Source organism: Bacillus sp. FSL K6-1284 (genome assembly GCF_038002625.1).
GTDB classification, from domain to species: Bacteria; Bacillota; Bacilli; order Bacillales; family Bacillaceae; genus Bacillus; species Bacillus paralicheniformis.
Map to the genome: position 1 here is coordinate 728,640 of NZ_JBBOCW010000001.1, position 18,808 is coordinate 747,447.

Here is an 18,808-nt window from a genome sequence, read left to right on the forward strand (position 1 = left end):
GTTTGTGTTGCTTCCTACAAATGCAATACATGCCGGGCTTTTTATATGCGAAGAATAACAGCTAAAGGTGGGACAAAAAGATATGCAGCCTCTTCTTGGTGTTATCATGGGAAGCACATCTGACTGGGAAACGATGAAACATGCCTGCGGCATCCTCGATGAACTGGGAATTCCGTACGAAAAAAAGGTCGTCTCCGCACATCGGACGCCTGATTTAATGTTCGAATATGCCGAAACGGCGCGGGAAAGAGGCTTGAAAGTCATCATTGCCGGAGCGGGCGGAGCCGCTCACCTGCCGGGAATGGTCGCAGCCAAAACGACGCTGCCCGTCATCGGTGTGCCGGTTCAGTCAAAAGCGCTGAACGGTCTCGATTCGTTGCTTTCAATCGTTCAAATGCCGGGCGGTGTACCCGTTGCGACCGTTGCCATCGGCAAAGCGGGAGCGGTCAACGCCGGACTGCTTGCGGCGCAGATTTTGTCAGCTTTTGACGAAAAGCTTGCCGGAAGATTGGATGAACGAAGGGAAAGCATCAGAAAAACCGTGTTGGAAAGCAGTGATCAGCTTGTATAAACAAACGATTTTTCCGGGAGCGACAATCGGCATTATCGGAGGCGGACAGCTTGGCAAAATGATGGCGGTCGCGGCCAAACAAATGGGCTATAAAATCGCTGTTGTTGACCCTGTCCCTTCATCACCGTGCGGACAGGTCGCAGACCTTGAAATTACGGCTGCTTATAATGATCGCGAAGCGATACGGAAGCTTGCCGAAGCGAGCGATGTGATTACTTATGAATTCGAAAACATCGATTATGATGCGCTGAACTGGCTGAAAGAGCACGCTTACCTTCCGCAAGGGAGCGAGCTGTTGCTCCTTACGCAAAACAGGGAAACCGAGAAAAAAGCGATTGAATCAGCGGGCTGCAAAGTCGCCCCGTACCGAATCATTCACGACCGGACGGAACTGGAAGCATCCGTAGCGGAGCTCGGTCTTCCGGCGGTGCTGAAAACTTGCCGCGGCGGGTATGACGGAAAAGGGCAGTACGTCCTGAAACAACAAGCACAAATCGGGGAAGCCGCAGCACTTTTACAGCACGGCACATGCATTTTGGAAAGCTGGGTTCCTTTCAAAATGGAATTGTCCGTGATCGTGACGAGATCGGTTCACGGAGAGACAACCGTTTTTCCGGCGGCAGAGAACATCCATAAACAAAATATTTTATTCCAGAGCATCGTCCCGGCACGGGCCGATGAAGCGGTTCAGGAACAAGCGGCAGCACTTGCCCTCAGGCTTGCCGAAAAACTTCAGCTTGTCGGAACACTGGCCGTTGAGCTTTTCCTGAAAGAAGACGGCGAACTTCTCGTCAATGAGCTAGCGCCGCGGCCGCATAATTCTGGCCATTACACCCTTGATCTTTGCGAAACGAGCCAGTTTGAACAGCATATCCGTGCTGTCTGCGGACTGCCGCTCGGCAAAACGGACCTTCTGAAGGAAGGAATGATGGTAAACCTTCTCGGAGATGAAGTGTACATGGCTGAAGAAGATCCCGAACTATTAAAAGAAGCGAAGCTTTATATATACGGAAAGCATGAAGTCAAACCGGGCCGCAAAATGGGGCATATCACATTTTTAAGAACACCCGACAATGAATGGATCGGGAAGATGACAGAAAAGTGGATTGAAAGAGATGGAGGACGAAAACAATGATCGAACGTTATTCAAGACCGGAAATGGCTGCGATTTGGACGGATGAAAACAGATTCCAAGCATGGCTGGAGGTTGAAATACTGGCTTGTGAAGCTTGGGCTGAGCTCGGCGTCATTCCGAAAGAAGATGTGAAGGTTTTGCGGGAAAAAGCGTCGTTTGACATCAACCGCATCTTTGAAATCGAGCAGGACACGCGCCACGATGTCGTCGCATTTACCCGCGCCGTATCGGAAACGCTTGGCGAAGAGAAAAAATGGGTGCACTACGGACTGACATCAACAGATGTGGTCGATACCGCTCTTTCCTATCTATTAAAACAGGCGAACGATATTTTGCTCAAGGACATTGAGAGATTTGTTGACATCTTGAAAGAAAAAGCAAAGGAACATAAATATACGGTCATGATGGGACGCACACACGGCGTGCATGCAGAACCGACGACATTCGGCTTGAAGCTCGCCCTTTGGTATGAAGAAATGAAGCGCAACCTGGAACGCTTCAAGCAGGCGAAAGAAGGCATCGAAGTCGGTAAAATTTCAGGCGCCGTCGGAACGTACGCGAACATCGATCCATTCGTCGAGCAGTACGTATGTGAGAAGCTCGGCTTAAAACCGGCGCCGATTTCAACACAGACGCTGCAGCGCGACCGCCACGCCGATTATATGGCTGCACTGGCGCTAGTTGCGACAAGCATCGAGAAATTCGCCGTTGAGATCCGCGGCCTCCAAAAAAGCGAAACCCGCGAAGTCGAAGAATTTTTCGCAAAAGGCCAAAAAGGTTCTTCTGCCATGCCGCATAAACGCAATCCGATCGGTTCGGAAAACATGACGGGAATGGCGCGCGTCATCCGCGGCTACATGCTGACCGCCTATGAAAATGTACCGCTTTGGCATGAACGCGACATTTCGCATTCATCAGCAGAGCGCATCATTCTGCCTGATGCGACGATCGCGCTGAACTACATGCTGAACCGCTTTGGCAACATTGTGAAAAACTTGACCGTGTTCCCTGAAAACATGAAGCGCAACATGGACCGTACACTCGGATTGATCTACTCTCAGCGCGTTCTTCTCGCTCTCATTGATACAGGCATGGCGCGTGAAGAAGCGTATGACACCGTTCAGCCGAAAGCGATGGAAGCATGGGAGAAACAAGTGCCGTTCCGCCAGCTTGTCGAGGCTGAGGAAAAAATTACGTCCCGACTGTCTCCGGAACAAATTAACGACTGCTTTGATTACAATTACCACTTGAAAAACGTCGACTACATTTTTGAACGTTTAGGCTTAGCGTAGAATCGACCGCCCGCTTTAACAGGCGGGGGTCTAAAAGATGAAATATTTCCAACATTCGGGTTAGGAGGCCTTCTGTGAATATTGTGAAAAATGAACTTTTATATGAAGGAAAAGCGAAAAAGATATACCTGACGGATGATGACAACACGTTGTTTGTCGAATACAAAGACTCGGCGACGGCTTTTAACGGAGAAAAAAAAGCCGAGATTGATGGAAAAGGCCGTTTAAATAACGAAATTTCCAGCCTGATTTTCACAAGGCTTCACGAGAAGGGAATCAACAACCACTTTGTTGAACGAATTTCAGAAACGGAGCAGCTCATTAAAAAAGTGACGATCATCCCGCTTGAAGTCGTTGTCCGCAATGTCGTTGCGGGAAGCATGTCCAAACGGCTCGGCATTTCGGAAGGCACGGAGCTGGAGCAGCCGATTATCGAGTTTTACTACAAGGATGACGCGCTCGGCGATCCACTGATCACAGAAGACCATATCCGGATTTTAAACGCGGCTGAGCCTGAACAGGTGGAGAAAATCAAATCGATTACGAGACAGGTAAACGAAGAGCTGCAGACGATTTTCGCGGCTTGCGGTGTCAGATTGATAGATTTCAAGCTTGAGTTCGGGCGCGATAAAGACGGCGAGGTCCTGCTGGCCGATGAGATTTCCCCGGATACGTGCCGGCTGTGGGATAAAGAAACGAATGAAAAGCTTGATAAAGATGTGTTCAGAAGAAACCTGGGCGGATTGACGGATGCATACGAAGAAATATTCAAAAGACTTGGAGGCATGTAATATGTACAAAGTGAAAGTGTATGTCAGCTTAAAAGAGAGTGTTTTAGATCCTCAGGGGAGCGCCGTTCAGCATGCTTTGCACAGCATGTCCTACAAAGAAGTTCAGGACGTCCGCATCGGCAAATACATGGAGCTCACCATCGAAAAATCGGACCGAGACCTTGACGTTCTCGTCAAAGAAATGTGCGAAAAACTTTTGGCCAACACGGTGATTGAAGATTACAGATACGAAGTCGAGGAGGTTGTCGCACAGTGAAATTTGCGGTGATTGTGCTGCCGGGCTCAAACTGCGATATCGATATGTTCCACGCGATCAAGGATGAGCTTGGCGAAGAAGCTGAATACGTCTGGCATACAGAAACAAGTCTTGATGAATATGACGGCATCCTCATTCCGGGGGGATTCTCATATGGGGATTATTTAAGATGCGGCGCGATCGCTCGCTTCGCAAACATTATGCCGGCCGTCAAAAAAGCGGCTAAAGAAGGAAAGCCGGTGCTCGGCGTCTGCAACGGCTTTCAAATTTTGCAGGAGCTCGGTCTTTTGCCGGGCGCGATGAGACGCAACAAAGATTTGAAATTTATTTGCCGTCCGGTTGAACTTGTCGTCCAAAACAATGAAACGATTTTTACATCTTCCTACAGCAAAGGCGAATCCATCACGATTCCGGTCGCGCACGGCGAAGGAAACTTCTACTGTGATGAAGAAACGCTTGCCGGATTACAAGAAAATAACCAAATCGCTTTCACATACGGAACGGATATCAACGGAAGCGTCGCCGGCATTGCAGGCGTCGTCAATGAAAAAGGCAATGTATTAGGCATGATGCCTCACCCTGAACGCGCAGTCGATTCTCTGCTCGGAAGCGCCGACGGTCTTAAACTGTTTCAATCTATCGTGAAAAATTGGAGGGAAACTCATGTCGCTACTGCTTGAACCAAGTCAAGAACAAATTAAGGAAGAGAAGCTCTATCAGCAAATGGGTGTCAGCGATGACGAGTTTGCCATGATTGAATCGATTCTCGGAAGGCTTCCAAACTATACGGAAATCGGGATTTTTTCGGTCATGTGGTCAGAGCACTGCAGCTACAAAAATTCCAAGCCGATCCTGAAAAAGTTCCCGACAAAAGGCGAACGCGTCCTGCAAGGGCCGGGGGAAGGCGCAGGAATCGTCGATATCGGCGACAATCAGGCGGTTGTCTTCAAAATCGAATCGCATAACCATCCGTCAGCGATTGAGCCTTATCAGGGAGCTGCAACAGGTGTGGGCGGCATCATCCGCGACGTCTTTTCAATGGGCGCGCGTCCGATCGCTGTTTTGAACTCTCTCCGGTTTGGTGAACTCACTTCACCGCGTGTGAAGTACTTGTTTGAAGAAGTAGTCGCGGGCATTGCCGGATACGGAAACTGCATCGGCATTCCGACCGTAGGCGGTGAAGTTCAGTTTGACAGCTGCTATGAAGGCAATCCGCTTGTCAACGCGATGTGTGTCGGTTTGATCAACCATGAAGATATTAAAAAAGGGCAGGCGAAAGGCGTCGGCAATACGGTCATGTACGTCGGTGCGAAAACGGGGCGCGACGGCATCCACGGCGCCACGTTCGCCTCAGAGGAAATGTCTGACCAATCAGAAGAAAAACGCTCGGCTGTGCAAGTCGGCGATCCATTCATGGAAAAGCTGCTTCTTGAAGCGTGTCTGGAAGTCATCAAATCAGACGCCTTGGTCGGTATTCAGGACATGGGTGCGGCAGGACTGACAAGTTCAAGCGCGGAAATGGCATCCAAAGCCGGATCGGGCATCGAGATGAACCTTGACTTGATCCCGCAGCGCGAAACAGGGATGACGCCGTACGAAATGATGCTTTCCGAATCTCAGGAGCGCATGCTTTTAGTCATCGAACGCGGTCGCGAACAAGAGATCATCGATATTTTTGACAAGTATGATCTTGAAGCTGTGGCTGTCGGTCACGTGACAGACGACAAGATGCTGCGCCTTTTCCACAACGGGGAAATGGTTGCCGATCTTCCGGTTGATGCGCTTGCAGAGGAAGCGCCGGTTTACCATAAGCCGTCAAAAGTTCCGGCTTATTATAAAGAGTTCCTTGAAACAGACGTTCCTGCACCAAAAGTCGAAGATGCGAAAGAAACGCTTCTCGAGCTGTTAAAGCAGCCGACTATTGCGAGCAAAGAATGGGTTTATGACCAATATGACTACATGGTCAGGACGAACACAGTTGTCGCACCGGGCTCTGATGCAGCCGTCCTGCGGATTCGCGGCACGAAAAAGGCGCTTGCCATGACAACGGACTGCAATGCCCGCTACTTGTACCTCGATCCGGAAAAAGGCGGGAAAATCGCTGTCGCTGAAGCGGCCCGCAATATCGTCTGCTCCGGAGCAGAACCGCTTGCCGTTACGGATAACCTCAACTTTGGGAATCCGGAAAAGCCGGAGATTTTCTGGCAGATCGAAAAAGCGGCAGACGGGATCAGCGAGGCGTGCAACGTGCTCAGCACACCGGTCATCGGTGGAAACGTCTCTCTTTACAACGAATCAAACGGAAGCGCGATCTACCCGACGCCTGTCATCGGAATGGTCGGACTGATCGAAGATACAGACCATATTACGACCCAGCACTTTAAAGCAGCGGGCGATTTGATTTATGTCATCGGCGAAACATTCCCTGAGTTCGCCGGAAGCGAGCTGCAAAAACTGTCCGAAGGAAAGATTTACGGCAAAGCGCCTGCCATCGACTTGGAAGTCGAACAAGCGCGTCAAAAAGCGCTTCTGAAAGCGATCCGCACAGGGCTCGTGCAGTCCGCGCATGACGTCTCAGAAGGCGGCATCGGCGTGGCGCTGGCGGAAAGCGTCATATCTTCTCAAGGACTCGGCGCCAATGTAACGCTTGCAGGCGAATCTGCATTGTTATTCAGCGAAACACAATCACGGTTTATCGTCTCTGTGAAAAAAGAGCATCAAGAAGCGTTCGAAAAGCTTGTCAAAGACGCCGAGCTCATCGGCGAAGTAACGTCAGACAGCGCGCTGTCTGTTCAAAGCCAGGAAGGACAACAATGGATTCATGCGCAGATAGAAGAGCTCGAAAGCGCATGGAAAGGAGCTATCCCATGCTTGCTGAAATCAAAGGCTTAAATGAAGAATGCGGCGTATTTGGGATTTGGGGGCATGAAGAAGCACCGCAAATTACGTACTACGGCCTTCACAGCCTTCAGCACAGAGGCCAGGAGGGTGCCGGCATCGTGGCGACAGACGGCGAAAAAATGTCCGCCCACAAAGGCCAGGGGCTGATTACTGAAGTTTTTCAAAACGGCGAGCTCAAAAAGGTGACAGGAAAAGGAGCGATCGGCCATGTCCGCTATGCAACGGCGGGCGGCGGCGGCTTCGAAAACGTCCAGCCGTTCCTTTTCCATTCGCAAAACAACGGCAGCCTTGCGCTTGCGCACAATGGAAACTTAGTGAATGCCACTCAGCTGAAACAGCAGCTTGAAAACCAGGGCAGCATTTTTCAAACGTCTTCTGATACGGAAGTGCTCGCCCATTTAATTAAAAGAAGCGGCCACTTCGAGCTGAAAGATCAGATCAAAAACGCTCTTTCCATGCTGAAAGGCGCTTATGCTTTCCTGATCATGACGGAAAAGGAAATGATCGTGGCGCTTGATCCGAACGGACTCAGACCGCTATCTGTCGCAATGCTCGGCGACGCGTACGTCGTCGCTTCTGAAACGTGCGCGTTTGATGTGGTCGGCGCGACATATTTGCGAGATGTAGAACCGGGCGAGATGCTGATCATCAATGATGAAGGCATGAAGTCTGAGCGGTTCTCCATCAACATCAACCGTTCGATCTGCAGCATGGAGTACATTTATTTCTCAAGGCCTGACAGTAATATTAACGGCATTAATGTCCACAGCGCGAGAAAAAATCTCGGTAAAAAGCTTGCTGAAGAATCAGGCATTGAAGCAGATGTGGTGACAGGGGTTCCGGATTCAAGCATTTCAGCGGCCATCGGCTATGCCGAAGCGACGGGAATTCCTTACGAACTCGGACTGATTAAAAACCGCTATGTCGGCAGAACGTTCATTCAGCCGTCACAGTCGCTCAGGGAGCAGGGCGTGAGAATGAAGCTGTCAGCCGTCCGCGGGGTCGTTGAAGGCAAGCGCGTCGTCATGGTGGACGATTCCATCGTGAGAGGCACGACAAGCCGCAGAATTGTGACGATGCTGCGCGAAGCCGGAGCGACGGAAGTGCACGTCAGAATCAGTTCCCCGCCTATTGCCCATCCGTGCTTTTACGGAATTGACACATCAACGCATGAAGAACTGATCGCGTCCTCCCATTCAGTGGAAGAAATCCGTCAGGAAATCGGCGCCGATACATTGTCATTCTTGAGCATTGAAGGACTCCTTTCCGGGATCGGAAGACAGTATGAAGACGAAAACTGCGGGCAGTGCATGGCCTGCTTTACAGGAAAATACCCGACCGAGATTTATCAGGATACGGTTCTTCCTCACGTGAAAGAAGCCGTTTTGACAAAATAAACCGGCCGGCGCTCTTGAAGCGCCGCGCCTCCTGAAATGAATAAAGGGCAGCAGAAGCGATGCGGCTGCTCTTTTGATTTTGAATATTACGAATGGACAAGCGCGGAATAAGGAGTGGATTGTGTTGTCTGAAAGCTATAAAAACGCCGGGGTTGATATTGAAGCCGGATATGAAGCCGTAAAACGAATGAAAAAACATGTGGAAAGAACGAAGCGAATCGGCGCAATGGGCGGTCTTGGCGGATTTGGCGGCATGTTTGACCTGTCAGAACTGCCGTACAAAAAGCCGGTTCTGATTTCGGGAACGGACGGTGTCGGCACAAAGCTGAAGCTCGCTTTTGCGATGGACAAGCATGACACGATCGGCATCGATGCCGTCGCTATGTGTGTCAACGATGTGCTCGCTCAAGGAGCGGAGCCGCTGTTCTTCCTCGATTACCTTGCGGTCGGAAAAGCCGACCCCGTTAAAATTGAAGAAATTGTAAAAGGCGTCGCAGAAGGCTGTGTACAGTCAGGATCAGCGCTAGTCGGCGGAGAAACGGCGGAAATGCCGGGTCTTTATACAGAGGATGAATACGATATTGCCGGGTTCTCGGTCGGAGCCGCTGAAAAAGATGGCATCGTCACGGGCGAAAACATCAGCGAAGGGCACCTTTTAATCGGACTTTCTTCAAGCGGACTTCACAGCAACGGCTTCTCTCTCGTTCGTAAAGTTCTTCTTGAAGATGCCGGTCTGAACCTTGATGAGACGTATACACCTTTTGAACGGCCTCTTGGCGAAGAGCTTTTAGAGCCGACGAAAATTTATGTCAAGCCTGTCCTTGAAGCGGTGAAATCAGGTAAAATCGCAGGCATGGCGCACGTGACCGGCGGCGGTTTTATTGAAAACCTGCCGCGCATGATGCCTGATGGTCTCGGTGTTGAAATCGACATCGGCTCCTGGCCCGTCCCTCCTGTCTTTCCGTTCATTCAGGAGAAAGGCGGCCTGAAGTCCGAGGAAATGTTCAATGTTTTCAATATGGGAATCGGGTTTGTCCTTGCGGTGAAAGAAGAGGATATGACAGACGTGATTCAAACGCTCGAAAACAACGGTGAAAAAGCCTATCTCATCGGCAGAGTGAAAGCCGGAAGCGGCGTTGAGTTTGGCGGTGCCGGTCTTTCATGAGAAAATTCGCGGTATTTGCATCAGGAAGCGGAACGAACTTTGAAGCGATCGCAAGAAGAATGAGAGAAGAGAACTGGGATGCCGAAATCGTCCTTGTCGTCTGTGACAAGCCCGATGCGAAAGTGCTTGAAAGAGCGGAAAAAGCCGGAATTCCATCGTTCGCATTCCAGCCGAAATCGTTCGAAAATAAAGCAGCTTTTGAACAAGTGATCGTTGAACAGCTCCGCCTCCACGGAGCAGAATGGATTGTCCTGGCGGGGTACATGAGACTGATCGGCGATACGCTTCTGTCGGCTTACCGGAATAAAATCATCAACATCCATCCGTCGCTCCTGCCGGCGTTTCCCGGCATCGACGCGATCGGACAGGCGTACAGAGCGGGTGTGAAAGTGGCGGGCATCACGGTTCACTATGTTGACGAAGGCATGGACACCGGTCCGATTATCGCCCAGCGCGCCGTTGAGCTTGAAAAAAGCGAAACACTCGCGTCTCTTGAAGAAAAGATACACAAATTGGAGCATGAGCTTTATCCCGAAGTAATCAAAGAGCTTCTTGAACTAAATGGCAGAGGTGAAAAGGAATGACGATCAAACGCGCATTAATCAGCGTATCAGATAAAACGAACATTGTCCCTTTTGTAAAAGAATTGACAGAGCTTGGCGTAGAAGTGATTTCAACAGGCGGCACAAGCAAACTTCTTCAGGAAAACGGCGTTGACGTCATCGGCATTTCTGAAGTGACGGGCTTTCCCGAAATCATGGACGGCCGTCTGAAAACCCTTCATCCGAATATTCACGGCGGGCTTCTTGCCGTCCGCGGCAACGAAAAACACATGGCGCAGCTCAATGAACAGGGAATTCAGCCGATCGACCTTGTCGTTGTTAATTTATATCCGTTTAAAGAAACGGTTTCTAAAGAAGACGTCACATTCGAAGAAGCGATTGAGAATATCGACATCGGCGGTCCAGGCATGCTTCGCGCAGCAGCGAAAAACCACCAGGACGTGGCGGTCATCGTCGATCCCCGCGACTACAGCCCTGTACTGAACGACTTGAAAGAAAACGGCAGCGTCTCTCTTGAGAAAAAACGCGAGTTGGCAGCGAAGGTGTTCCGCCACACGGCAGCGTATGACGCGTTGATCGCTGACTATTTAACAAAGGTAACCGGCGAAAAAGAGCCTGAACAGTTCACCGTCACTTTTGAGAAAAAGCAATCGCTCCGCTACGGCGAAAATCCGCATCAGGAAGCAGTCTTTTATCAAAGTGCGCTCCCTGTCAAAGGGTCAATCGCTTCAGCTGAACAGCTGCACGGAAAAGAGCTCTCTTACAACAATATCAAAGACGCGGATGCAGCACTTCAAATCGTCCGCGAGTTCACGGAGCCGGCTGCGGTTGCCGTCAAGCATATGAACCCTTGCGGCGTCGGGACGGGCAACACGATCGAAGAGGCGTTTAACAAAGCATACGCCGCTGACGAAACGTCAATTTTCGGCGGCATCATCGCTTTGAACCGGGAAGTGGATAAAGCGACGGCTGAAACGCTTCACAAAATCTTTTTGGAAATCATCATCGCGCCAGCATTCAGCCAAGAAGCGCTTGATATTTTAACATCCAAGAAAAACCTTCGCCTCTTGACCCTTGATGTCAATCAGCCTGTGAAAAACGAAAAGCAGCTGACATCTGTTCAAGGCGGGCTTTTGATTCAGGATCTGGATATGCACGGTTTTGACGACGCCGACATCACAATTCCGACGAAAAGAGAGCCGACCGAACAGGAATGGGCTGACTTGAAGCTCGCTTGGAAAGTTGTGAAGCATGTCAAATCGAATGCGATTGTCCTGGCAAAAGACGATATGACGATCGGCGTCGGCGCTGGACAAATGAACCGAGTCGGCTCCGCGAAAATCGCAATTGAGCAAGCCGGCGGGAAAGCGAAAGGAAGCGCGCTCGGATCAGATGCGTTCTTCCCGATGCCTGATACGGTCGAAGAAGCGGCTAAAGCCGGTGTGACGGCGATCATTCAGCCGGGCGGATCGGTTCGTGATGAAGATTCGATTCAAAAAGCGGATGAATACGGGATCGCGATGGTGTTCACCGGAATCCGCCATTTCAAACATTAAGGGAGTGACCAGCGTGAACGTATTGATTATCGGCAGAGGCGGCAGGGAGCACACGCTCGCCTGGAAAGCGGCGCAAAGCCCTCTTGTCGGAACTGTATATGCGGCGCCCGGCAATGACGGAATGGCCGGGACCGCCGTACTCGTTGATCTTGACGAAGGCAATCACGAAGGGCTTCTCGCTTTCGCAAAAGAAAACAATATCGGACTGACGATTGTCGGTCCTGAGGTCCCTCTAATCGAAGGGCTTGTGGATGCATTTGAAGAAGCGGGCCTTCCGGTGTTCGGTCCGTCGAAAAAAGCAGCGGTGATTGAAGGAAGCAAGCAGTTTGCCAAAGCTCTGATGAAAAAATATCAAATACCGACAGCAGAATACGAAACGTTTACATCTTTTGAAAAAGCAAAGGCGTATGTTGAGGAAAAAGGCGCTCCGATCGTCATCAAAGCTGACGGGCTTGCCGCTGGAAAAGGCGTCACAGTCGCGATGACAGCCGAAGATGCGGTTCAGTGTCTGCATGACTTTTTAGAAGATGAAAAGTTCGGCAATGCAAGCGCCTCTGTCGTTATCGAGGAATTTTTGAGCGGTGAAGAATTTTCGCTGATGGCTTTTGTCAAAGGTGAAAAAGTGTATCCGATGGTGATCGCGCAAGATCACAAGCGGGCATTTGACGGAGACAAAGGCCCGAATACAGGGGGAATGGGCGCATATTCCCCGGTGCCGCAGATTTCGGATGCGGTCGTTGAAGACGCCGTTAAAACGATTTTGGAGCCGGCGGCCGAAGCGATGGTTAAAGAAGGCCGTTCGTTTACGGGAGTCTTGTATGCGGGCTTAATGCTAACCGAAAAAGGAACAAAAGTGATCGAATTCAACGCGAGATTCGGAGATCCGGAAACCCAGGTCGTACTGCCGCGTCTTGAATCAGACCTTGTACAAGTCTTGCTTGACCTCCTCGCCGACAAAGAAGTGGAGCTGAAGTGGAAGGATACGGCGGCAGTCACCGTTGTTCTAGCATCTGACGGCTATCCGGAAAGCTATGAAAAAGGCACGCCGATCGGCACGCTTGAGCCTGATATGGAACAGACCGTCGTCTTTCACGCAGGCACGAAAAAAAGTGGCGGTCAGTTTGTGACAAACGGCGGCCGCGTCGCCAATGTCACGGCGTTTGCCGAGACGTTTGAAGCGGCCAGGGAAGCAGCCTATCAAGCGGTGGAACGAGTAAGAAAACCGGGGCTGTTTTACCGGACGGATATCGGCGCGCGTGCGCTCAAGGCAGCGCAGAAATAACCGGTGAAGAGACAGAGCGGGAGCACCCGTTTTGTCTCTTTTTTTGCCGTCAATTTTTTTGGATCATTTTAATCAACGATTCAGCCATCAATTCGGGCGGATAAGGCATGTCGTTTTCAAGCCACCATGCGGCTGTGCCCGCAAAGGCGGAAATCACAAATCGCCGCTGGATATCAAGAGGCACTGAGCGGTTAGTATCGGCAGCTGCCGTTTTTTTGATTCCCGTCAAAAAGCTGTCATTCCAAAAGTCATTGAGCAGCTCCTTAATGTTCAGCTCATATCTTCTGTTGATGATAATCGCAAAATCATCGCAGTTCTGTTGTAAATGCTGATAAAAGCGCAGCACATACCAGTACGCTTCAGGCTTTTCCCCGCTGCAATCTATATCAAGCGGCGAAAAAATATCCTCTTTCATCGCTTCAAACATGTCTCTCATATTTTGATGAAGCAAATCGTATTTATCTTGATAATGCTGATAAAATGTCGTTCGATTCAAGTTTGCCCGTTGCGTAATATCCTGTACAGAGATTTTTCCCCATTCTTTTTCAGCCAGCAGTTCAAACAAGGCTTTTTTTAAACTTGTTTTCGATTTTGTAATCCGCTTGTCCCCGCGGTAGCTGTCAGCCACTTCAGCCGCCTCCTCAAACACTTTTTCGACACTTCTTTTCCACTTGTTGGTTGAATGATCCGGTGGGTTCTTTTAATTTTAAACTAACATATTGAACTTCATGAATCAGCTGACAAGAACCGAAGGAGTGAAAGCGAATGAGTCAAACAAAACAGCAGAACCCTATTCAGAAAGCGCTGCTTAACGGAAAGAACAGACAAGACCCGTATGATCCGTTTCCATGGTATGAAAAAATGCGCACCGAATCACCGATTCACTATGATGAAGACAGCAAGGTGTGGAGTGTGTTCCGTTATGACGATGTCAAAAGAGTGATCAGCGACAAAGACTTTTTTTCAAATCAGTTCCATCAGCTTGGAACCGGTAATACGTTTGCAAAAACGTTGATCAGCATGGATCCGCCGAAACACACGAGAATCAGATCGATCGTCAACAAGGCTTTTACTCCGCGTGTCATGAAAGAGTGGGAGCCGCGCATTCGCGAACTGACGAATGAACTGCTCGTTCAAATCCGCGGCAGGGAAGAGATCGACCTTGTACAGAATTTTTCATATCCGTTGCCCGTCATCGTTATTTCGGAATTACTCGGCGTTCCTTCAGTGTATAAGCACCATTTCAAAGAATGGTCCGACGTGTTGGTCAGCCTGCCGAAGAGCGACCGGCAAGAAGATGTGAACGAGTGGAAAAACATCAGGGATCAAGGCGAAGAAGAGCTGACCGCGTTTTTTGAAAAGATGATCGAAGAGAAAAGACAAAACCTCGGCAATGACTTGATTTCGCTCTTGATCAAAGCCGAACAAGAAGGGGACAAGCTTTCCCCTGATGAATTGGTTCCGTTTTGCAACCTGCTCTTGATGGCGGGGAATGAAACGACGACCAATTTGATTTCAAATGCGGTCTACAGCATTCTCGAAACACCGGGTGCGTATGACGAGCTCGCCAGGCATCCTGAACTGATTCCGCAGGCCGTCGAGGAAGCCGTCCGTTTCCGGGCGCCTGCGCCGATGATCGTGCGCTTCGTTAAACAGGATACCGAGATCAGAGGAGTAAGTTTGAAAAAAGGAGAAGGCGTCGTCGCTTTTCTTGCTTCTGCCAACCGTGATGAAGCGAAATTTGAGAGGGCGCACGAATTTGATATTCACCGTCATCCGAACCCGCATATCGGATTTGGCCACGGCATCCATTTCTGCTTAGGCGCTCCGCTCGCGAGGCTGGAAGCGGCGATCGCTCTTGAGGCGCTCCTCAAGCAGTATTCTTCGATGGAAAAGCTTGCGATCGCGCCGATGGCGGACAGCAGCATGTACGGCTTGAAACAATTCCGTCTGCGGGTGAAATCAGCGGGGGAAACGGCGCCTAACTAATTAAAAAAGCACCCGTGAAAGGTGCTTTTTTGTTATCGATAGAAAAATCGTACAACCAATTTTATTTAGACAGTGATAGGAAAGGAGATAACATATGAGTCATGTAACCTGCAAAAGGTGTAAAAAACAAATATCAAAAGACGAGACATTTTATTACATAGACAAGCCCGTCGGATTATCAGGAATCACCCATGTCAAAAGGTTTCTGGAGAGCAACGGCTTGATTTTATGTGAAGATTGTATAAGAGAGCATTTGCAAAAATGACATCATTCAATATAAAAAAAGCCCCTATAAAAGATGACGAAATCCTAAAACTTTAAACCGTTTTAGATTTCGTCAACAATCTGCCACTTTCATTCCCAAGAAGGTGTTTTTTTACGGACAGGGCATTTCTTTCATAAGCCGGCCAGCAGGAATTTGACTGGATAAGCCTTGTGCCTTAAAATGAAAGTAATAAAAATGAATACTCCAAAGGGGAGTAGCTGTCACAGTAAAGTCGTCATTACGGGATGTCCTAGATCCTCGGCTTTGCTGGCAATCTAATTGTTAGCGAGACCTTTGCCAAATCTGATTTGGTGAAGGTCTTTTTGTTTATCCACTTCACCAAATCGGTGGAGTTTTTTCATTTTTATCAAAAGGGAAAGGAGACTGACCGTGTCTAAGCTCGGGAAATGGCTGAAGCGTGAATTGGTGAAGAAAGGTCTGCCTTTGGCCAAAGAAAAATTAATTCCGATTTTGAAAGAAAAAATGAAAAAGAAACGATAAGGAGGCAAACAATGAAAAGAATTCTTATAGTTCTTGCCGGAATGGGCCTTTTAGGTGCAGGCGGATGCGGAATGCTTGATCAGGTGAATGACGGATTGAACTATACAAATGAAGCGGCCGGCTATATCCAAGAAGTGAAGACATTTGCGGAGGAGGCGCCTTCCTTGGCTGAACAGGCTGTAAACGACACGGGTGCAAAAGAAAAGCTGGAAACTCAGCTTGAGTCTATCCAGCAGGCTGCAGCCGATTTTAATGAATTAACCCCTCCCGATGCCGCAGCCGAGATTCATAACACCATCGAGAAGCATAATGAAACACTGCAAAAAAGCGCTGAGGATGTTTTGAAAAGTGTTGAGGAAGGAAAATTAACAGTCGAGAAGCTGGAGCAGTCAGAATTGGTGCAAAGCGCTCAGCAGATCAGCGATGTGATGGGCCAGATTGAAAAATTGACCGAATAGAAAAAAGCATCCCGGTTTGGGATGCTTTCAGCTTGTCGACAAAGCATAAAAAGTGTCTTCATCGACAAGCTTTTTTAAAAAAATGTGAGTGGAATCTAGGTTATGTTGTCCAAGCACTCAAAAGATCAACGTGAACAGCTTGAAGTCGTTGCCTTAAGCGAACTTGTCCCTGAAGATCATCTGGTCAGGAAGATGGAAGAAGCCATGGATTTTTCAGGTCGCCCTTCTTTATTCTTCAAAAGGACGTCCAAGCATTGATCCCGTTGTATTGATCAAAATGGTTCTGATTCAATACGTGTTTGGGCATCGCTCCATGCGCGAAACCATCGAACGGGTTTTTTGCAGATTTAAAACACAAGCATGGCCTGCGCTGGACAACCCTGTGGGGAAAGAAAAAATTGTCCATGCAGGCGATGCTTGTTTTCGCTGAGATGAATGGACATGGAAAGGCCCTAACCGCCGTCCTTTTCATCGAAAAAACAAAATAAACTGGACAAAAAATAGGTAGGACCTTAGAAATCCGACCTATTTTGTCAACGGTCTGAAATCACCTATAAAAGGTGCTTTTTACGATTGTTCGCCAGCTTCTCCCTGCTGCTTCATATAAGTTTGGCAAACATATGTCATGGGACAAAATCGCAAGATGCCGGAAGCGGCCTTCATCGCCCCCATAAACATGCAGAAAAGCGTCATTCTGCACCACGGTTTTCTCGTAAACTTTGCCGCTGCCGCCGACAGGATCGTCAGTCCGCAGGCAATGCGAAAAACGGCGTCAAACAGTCCGATGTTTTGCTTCATGCTTCATTCCTCCTATTTAAATAATTAAATAAAGTGTTTTTTCGAAAAATTGTAACGGATTGGTAATGCGTGACGATAGTAAATGTGTTAACATAGGATCATTACATGTAAAGGAGAGTATGTGAATGTCCGAACGCACCTTAATTTGGAAAAACAAACACATCAGATCGCAAGTTGATGTTGTAAGTTCAAGGCTGCAGCCAACGCTCCTTTTACGAAATGCCTCTGTACTGAACCCGTATGTAAAGCAATGGATTCTGGCAAACGTATGGATTCATCATGACAGAATCGTTTACGTCGGCCGTGACTTGCCGAAGACGGCTGTTAAAACTACAATAGATTGTGAAGGAAAATACATTGTACCCGGGTATATTGAGCCGCATGTCCATCCTTTTCAAATTTATAATCCCCAAACTTTGGCTGAATATGTGTCACAGTTTGGAACGACGACATTCGTAAATGACAACTTGTTTCTGCTTTTGCATTGCGGAAAAAAGAAAGCGTTTTCTATATTGGAAGAACTGAAAAAACAGCCTGTCCACTACTATTGGTGGTCAAGGTATGATTTGCAGACTGAAGTGTTGAATGAAGATCAAATTTTATCGATCGATTACCGAAAACGTTGGGGAGAACACCCGGACGTCATCCAGGGAGGAGAAATGACAGGCTGGCCGCGCCTCTTGGACGGCGATGATCTGCTCCTTCATTGCATGCAGTGCACGAAAAGAAGGAGAAAGCGGATCGAGGGTCATTTTCCGGGGGCATCGGAAAAAACGCTCACGAAGATGAAGCTTTTCGGCGCTGACGCAGATCATGAAGCCATGACTGGAAAGGAAGTGCTGAAGCGGCTTGAACTTGGATACCATGTCGGCTTGAGGCAGTCTTCCATCCGTCCTGATTTGCGAAAGATTTTGCGCGAGCTGCACGAAGACGGCTTTCACCATTATGACCATATGTTTTATACAACGGACGGTGCAACGCCGAACTTTTATAAAGAAGGCATGACAAACAAGCTGATTGAAATTGCCATCGAAGAGGGCGTGCCGCTGATCGATGCCTATAATATGGCTTCGTTTAATATCGCTAAGTATTATCATATGGAGGATATCCTCGGTGTGGTGGCACCGGGCAGATACGCAACGCTCAACATTTTGAATAGCCCTGATGAACCGAATCCGGAGACAGTTTTGGCAAAAGGGCGGCTGATCAAATCAGGCGGCGTAAATATGAATGCGTTTACAGTTCCGGATTGGCAAAAAGGGGGTCTTGTCCCTCTGAACCTTTCATATGATCTAACGATGGATGACTTGCAGTTTTCCATGCCGCTCGGCTTAAAAATGAGGAATTCCGTGATTATGGAGCCTTATACGATTGAGATTGACAACTCTGTCAACCAGCTTTCTTTTGACCATGATGAAAGCTATCTCTCGCTGTTCGACAAATATGGAAAATGGCGTGTCAATACGATGCTGAAAGGCTTTGCAACCCGCGTCCAAGGGTTCGTCAGCTCCTATTCGACAACTGGAGATATTATCGCGGTCGGCAAAAACAAGGAAGACATGCTTTTGGCCTTCAAGCGGATGAAAGAAATCGGGGGAGGTATCGTATTAGCGGAAAACGGAAAAATCCTGCACGAAATTCCTCTTCATTTAAGCGGCGGCGCATCAAATGAGATGTATGAAAAGGTGCTTGAAAGGGAAAAGACGTTAAAAGAGCTTTTGTTTGAAAGAGGCTATACGTTTGACGACCCGATCTACACCCTGCTCTTTTTGCAAAGCACTCATCTGCCTTATATCAGGGTGACGCCGAAAGGGATCTTTGATGTGATGAAAAAAACTGTACTCTTTCCATCGATAATGCGTTAAAATATAAAAGAGCGGGAGCTAAT

General features: G+C 48.7%; 17 protein-coding genes and 2 pseudogenes. 17 read left to right on the forward strand and 2 right to left on the reverse strand.

What is annotated here, in order from left to right:
• The first annotated feature begins 82 nt into the window (after positions 1-82).
• The 12 genes from purE to purD all read left to right on the forward strand — a co-directional run bounded on the left by purE (position 83) and on the right by purD (position 12,909).
• Positions 83-571 carry a 5-(carboxyamino)imidazole ribonucleotide mutase gene (gene purE / locus MHB72_RS03650; RefSeq protein WP_020450433.1) on the forward strand — a complete coding sequence of 163 codons (489 nt, stop codon included), beginning with the start codon at positions 83-85 and terminating at the stop codon, positions 569-571.
• Positions 564-1,706, forward strand: a complete 1,143-nt coding sequence (gene purK, locus MHB72_RS03655) for a 5-(carboxyamino)imidazole ribonucleotide synthase (RefSeq protein ID WP_080131558.1) — start codon at positions 564-566, stop codon at positions 1,704-1,706. Before purE ends, purK begins: the two co-directional genes overlap by 8 nt.
• The gene (purB, locus tag MHB72_RS03660) at positions 1,703-2,998 is read left to right on the forward strand and encodes an adenylosuccinate lyase (protein WP_020450435.1); all 1,296 of its coding nucleotides are present in this window, start codon (positions 1,703-1,705) and stop codon (positions 2,996-2,998) included. Before purK ends, purB begins: the two co-directional genes overlap by 4 nt.
• Before the next feature lie 74 nt (positions 2,999-3,072).
• A complete protein-coding gene (purC, locus tag MHB72_RS03665) occupies positions 3,073-3,789 on the forward strand; it encodes a phosphoribosylaminoimidazolesuccinocarboxamide synthase (protein WP_035337053.1) in 717 nt (238 codons plus the stop codon).
• A gap of 1 nt (position 3,790) precedes the next feature.
• Positions 3,791-4,045, forward strand: a complete 255-nt coding sequence (gene purS / locus MHB72_RS03670; RefSeq protein ID WP_003179532.1) for a phosphoribosylformylglycinamidine synthase subunit PurS — start codon at positions 3,791-3,793, stop codon at positions 4,043-4,045.
• A complete protein-coding gene (gene purQ, locus MHB72_RS03675) occupies positions 4,042-4,725 on the forward strand; it encodes a phosphoribosylformylglycinamidine synthase subunit PurQ (RefSeq protein WP_043054147.1) in 684 nt (227 codons plus the stop codon). The genes purS and purQ overlap by 4 nt, the downstream gene beginning before the upstream one ends.
• A complete protein-coding gene (purL, locus tag MHB72_RS03680) occupies positions 4,709-6,937 on the forward strand; it encodes a phosphoribosylformylglycinamidine synthase subunit PurL (RefSeq protein ID WP_020450438.1) in 2,229 nt (742 codons plus the stop codon). Before purQ ends, purL begins: the two co-directional genes overlap by 17 nt.
• Positions 6,913-8,343 carry an amidophosphoribosyltransferase gene (gene purF, locus MHB72_RS03685; protein WP_023855588.1) on the forward strand — a complete coding sequence of 477 codons (1,431 nt, stop codon included), beginning with the start codon at positions 6,913-6,915 and terminating at the stop codon, positions 8,341-8,343. Before purL ends, purF begins: the two co-directional genes overlap by 25 nt.
• Before the next feature lie 124 nt (positions 8,344-8,467).
• Positions 8,468-9,508: a phosphoribosylformylglycinamidine cyclo-ligase gene (gene purM, locus MHB72_RS03690; protein ID WP_101561728.1), complete on the forward strand. Its 1,041-nt coding sequence runs from the start codon at positions 8,468-8,470 to the stop codon at positions 9,506-9,508.
• Positions 9,505-10,092, forward strand: coding sequence for a phosphoribosylglycinamide formyltransferase (purN, locus tag MHB72_RS03695; RefSeq protein ID WP_020450441.1), 588 nt, complete (start codon positions 9,505-9,507; stop codon positions 10,090-10,092). The genes purM and purN overlap by 4 nt, the downstream gene beginning before the upstream one ends.
• On the forward strand, positions 10,089-11,627 hold the full coding sequence (gene purH / locus MHB72_RS03700; RefSeq protein ID WP_020450442.1) for a bifunctional phosphoribosylaminoimidazolecarboxamide formyltransferase/IMP cyclohydrolase: 1,539 nt from the start codon (positions 10,089-10,091) through the stop codon (positions 11,625-11,627). Before purN ends, purH begins: the two co-directional genes overlap by 4 nt.
• A gap of 13 nt (positions 11,628-11,640) precedes the next feature.
• Complete coding sequence (gene purD / locus MHB72_RS03705) at positions 11,641-12,909, forward strand: phosphoribosylamine--glycine ligase (protein ID WP_216921231.1); 1,269 nt, start codon at positions 11,641-11,643, stop codon at positions 12,907-12,909.
• 49 nt (positions 12,910-12,958) lie between these two features.
• Here the strand turns inward: purD and MHB72_RS03710 are convergent, their stop codons facing one another.
• Positions 12,959-13,537, reverse strand: a complete 579-nt coding sequence (locus tag MHB72_RS03710; RefSeq protein WP_216921228.1) for a TetR/AcrR family transcriptional regulator — start codon at positions 13,535-13,537, stop codon at positions 12,959-12,961.
• A gap of 137 nt (positions 13,538-13,674) precedes the next feature.
• Here MHB72_RS03710 and MHB72_RS03715 point away from each other — a divergent pair, with 137 nt between their 5' ends.
• The 4 genes and pseudogenes from MHB72_RS03715 to MHB72_RS22800 form a co-directional block, all read left to right on the forward strand.
• Positions 13,675-14,898, forward strand: coding sequence for a cytochrome P450 (locus tag MHB72_RS03715; protein WP_216921225.1), 1,224 nt, complete (start codon positions 13,675-13,677; stop codon positions 14,896-14,898).
• A gap of 777 nt (positions 14,899-15,675) precedes the next feature.
• Positions 15,676-16,122, forward strand: a complete 447-nt coding sequence (locus tag MHB72_RS03720; RefSeq protein WP_020450446.1) for a DUF6376 family protein — start codon at positions 15,676-15,678, stop codon at positions 16,120-16,122.
• A 102-nt stretch (positions 16,123-16,224) separates the two neighbouring features.
• Positions 16,225-16,459, forward strand: a pseudogene (locus tag MHB72_RS03725) (transposase); the annotation flags it as partial.
• Positions 16,439-16,559 (forward strand): annotated as a pseudogene (locus MHB72_RS22800) (transposase); the annotation flags it as partial. The pseudogenes MHB72_RS03725 and MHB72_RS22800, both read left to right, overlap by 21 nt.
• Before the next feature lie 130 nt (positions 16,560-16,689).
• Here MHB72_RS22800 and MHB72_RS03730 read toward each other — a convergent pair.
• The gene (locus MHB72_RS03730; protein WP_020450448.1) at positions 16,690-16,920 is read right to left on the reverse strand and encodes a YgaP family membrane protein; all 231 of its coding nucleotides are present in this window, start codon (positions 16,918-16,920) and stop codon (positions 16,690-16,692) included.
• Positions 16,921-17,045: 125 nt separating this feature from the next.
• Here MHB72_RS03730 and MHB72_RS03735 point away from each other — a divergent pair, with 125 nt between their 5' ends.
• Positions 17,046-18,785: an adenine deaminase C-terminal domain-containing protein gene (locus MHB72_RS03735; protein WP_095292965.1), complete on the forward strand. Its 1,740-nt coding sequence runs from the start codon at positions 17,046-17,048 to the stop codon at positions 18,783-18,785.
• Positions 18,786-18,808: the final 23 nt, after the last annotated feature.

What these genes read in the sequence shown, in the direction of transcription:
- MHB72_RS03720 (WP_020450446.1), top strand. Translation starts at nt 15,676, where the DNA reads ATGAAAAGAATTCTTATAGTTCTTGCCGGAATGGGCCTTTTAGGTGCA.
- MHB72_RS03715 (WP_216921225.1), top strand. Translation starts at nt 13,675, where the DNA reads ATGAGTCAAACAAAACAGCAGAACCCTATTCAGAAAGCGCTGCTTAAC.
- purN (WP_020450441.1), top strand. Translation starts at nt 9,505, where the DNA reads ATGAGAAAATTCGCGGTATTTGCATCAGGAAGCGGAACGAACTTTGAA.
- purL (WP_020450438.1), top strand. Translation starts at nt 4,709, where the DNA reads ATGTCGCTACTGCTTGAACCAAGTCAAGAACAAATTAAGGAAGAGAAG.
- MHB72_RS03730 (WP_020450448.1), bottom strand. Translation starts at nt 16,920, where the DNA reads ATGAAGCAAAACATCGGACTGTTTGACGCCGTTTTTCGCATTGCCTGC.
- purE (WP_020450433.1), top strand. Translation starts at nt 83, where the DNA reads ATGCAGCCTCTTCTTGGTGTTATCATGGGAAGCACATCTGACTGGGAA.
- MHB72_RS03735 (WP_095292965.1), top strand. Translation starts at nt 17,046, where the DNA reads ATGTCCGAACGCACCTTAATTTGGAAAAACAAACACATCAGATCGCAA.
- purF (WP_023855588.1), top strand. Translation starts at nt 6,913, where the DNA reads ATGCTTGCTGAAATCAAAGGCTTAAATGAAGAATGCGGCGTATTTGGG.
- purB (WP_020450435.1), top strand. Translation starts at nt 1,703, where the DNA reads ATGATCGAACGTTATTCAAGACCGGAAATGGCTGCGATTTGGACGGAT.
- purH (WP_020450442.1), top strand. Translation starts at nt 10,089, where the DNA reads ATGACGATCAAACGCGCATTAATCAGCGTATCAGATAAAACGAACATT.
- purS (WP_003179532.1), top strand. Translation starts at nt 3,791, where the DNA reads ATGTACAAAGTGAAAGTGTATGTCAGCTTAAAAGAGAGTGTTTTAGAT.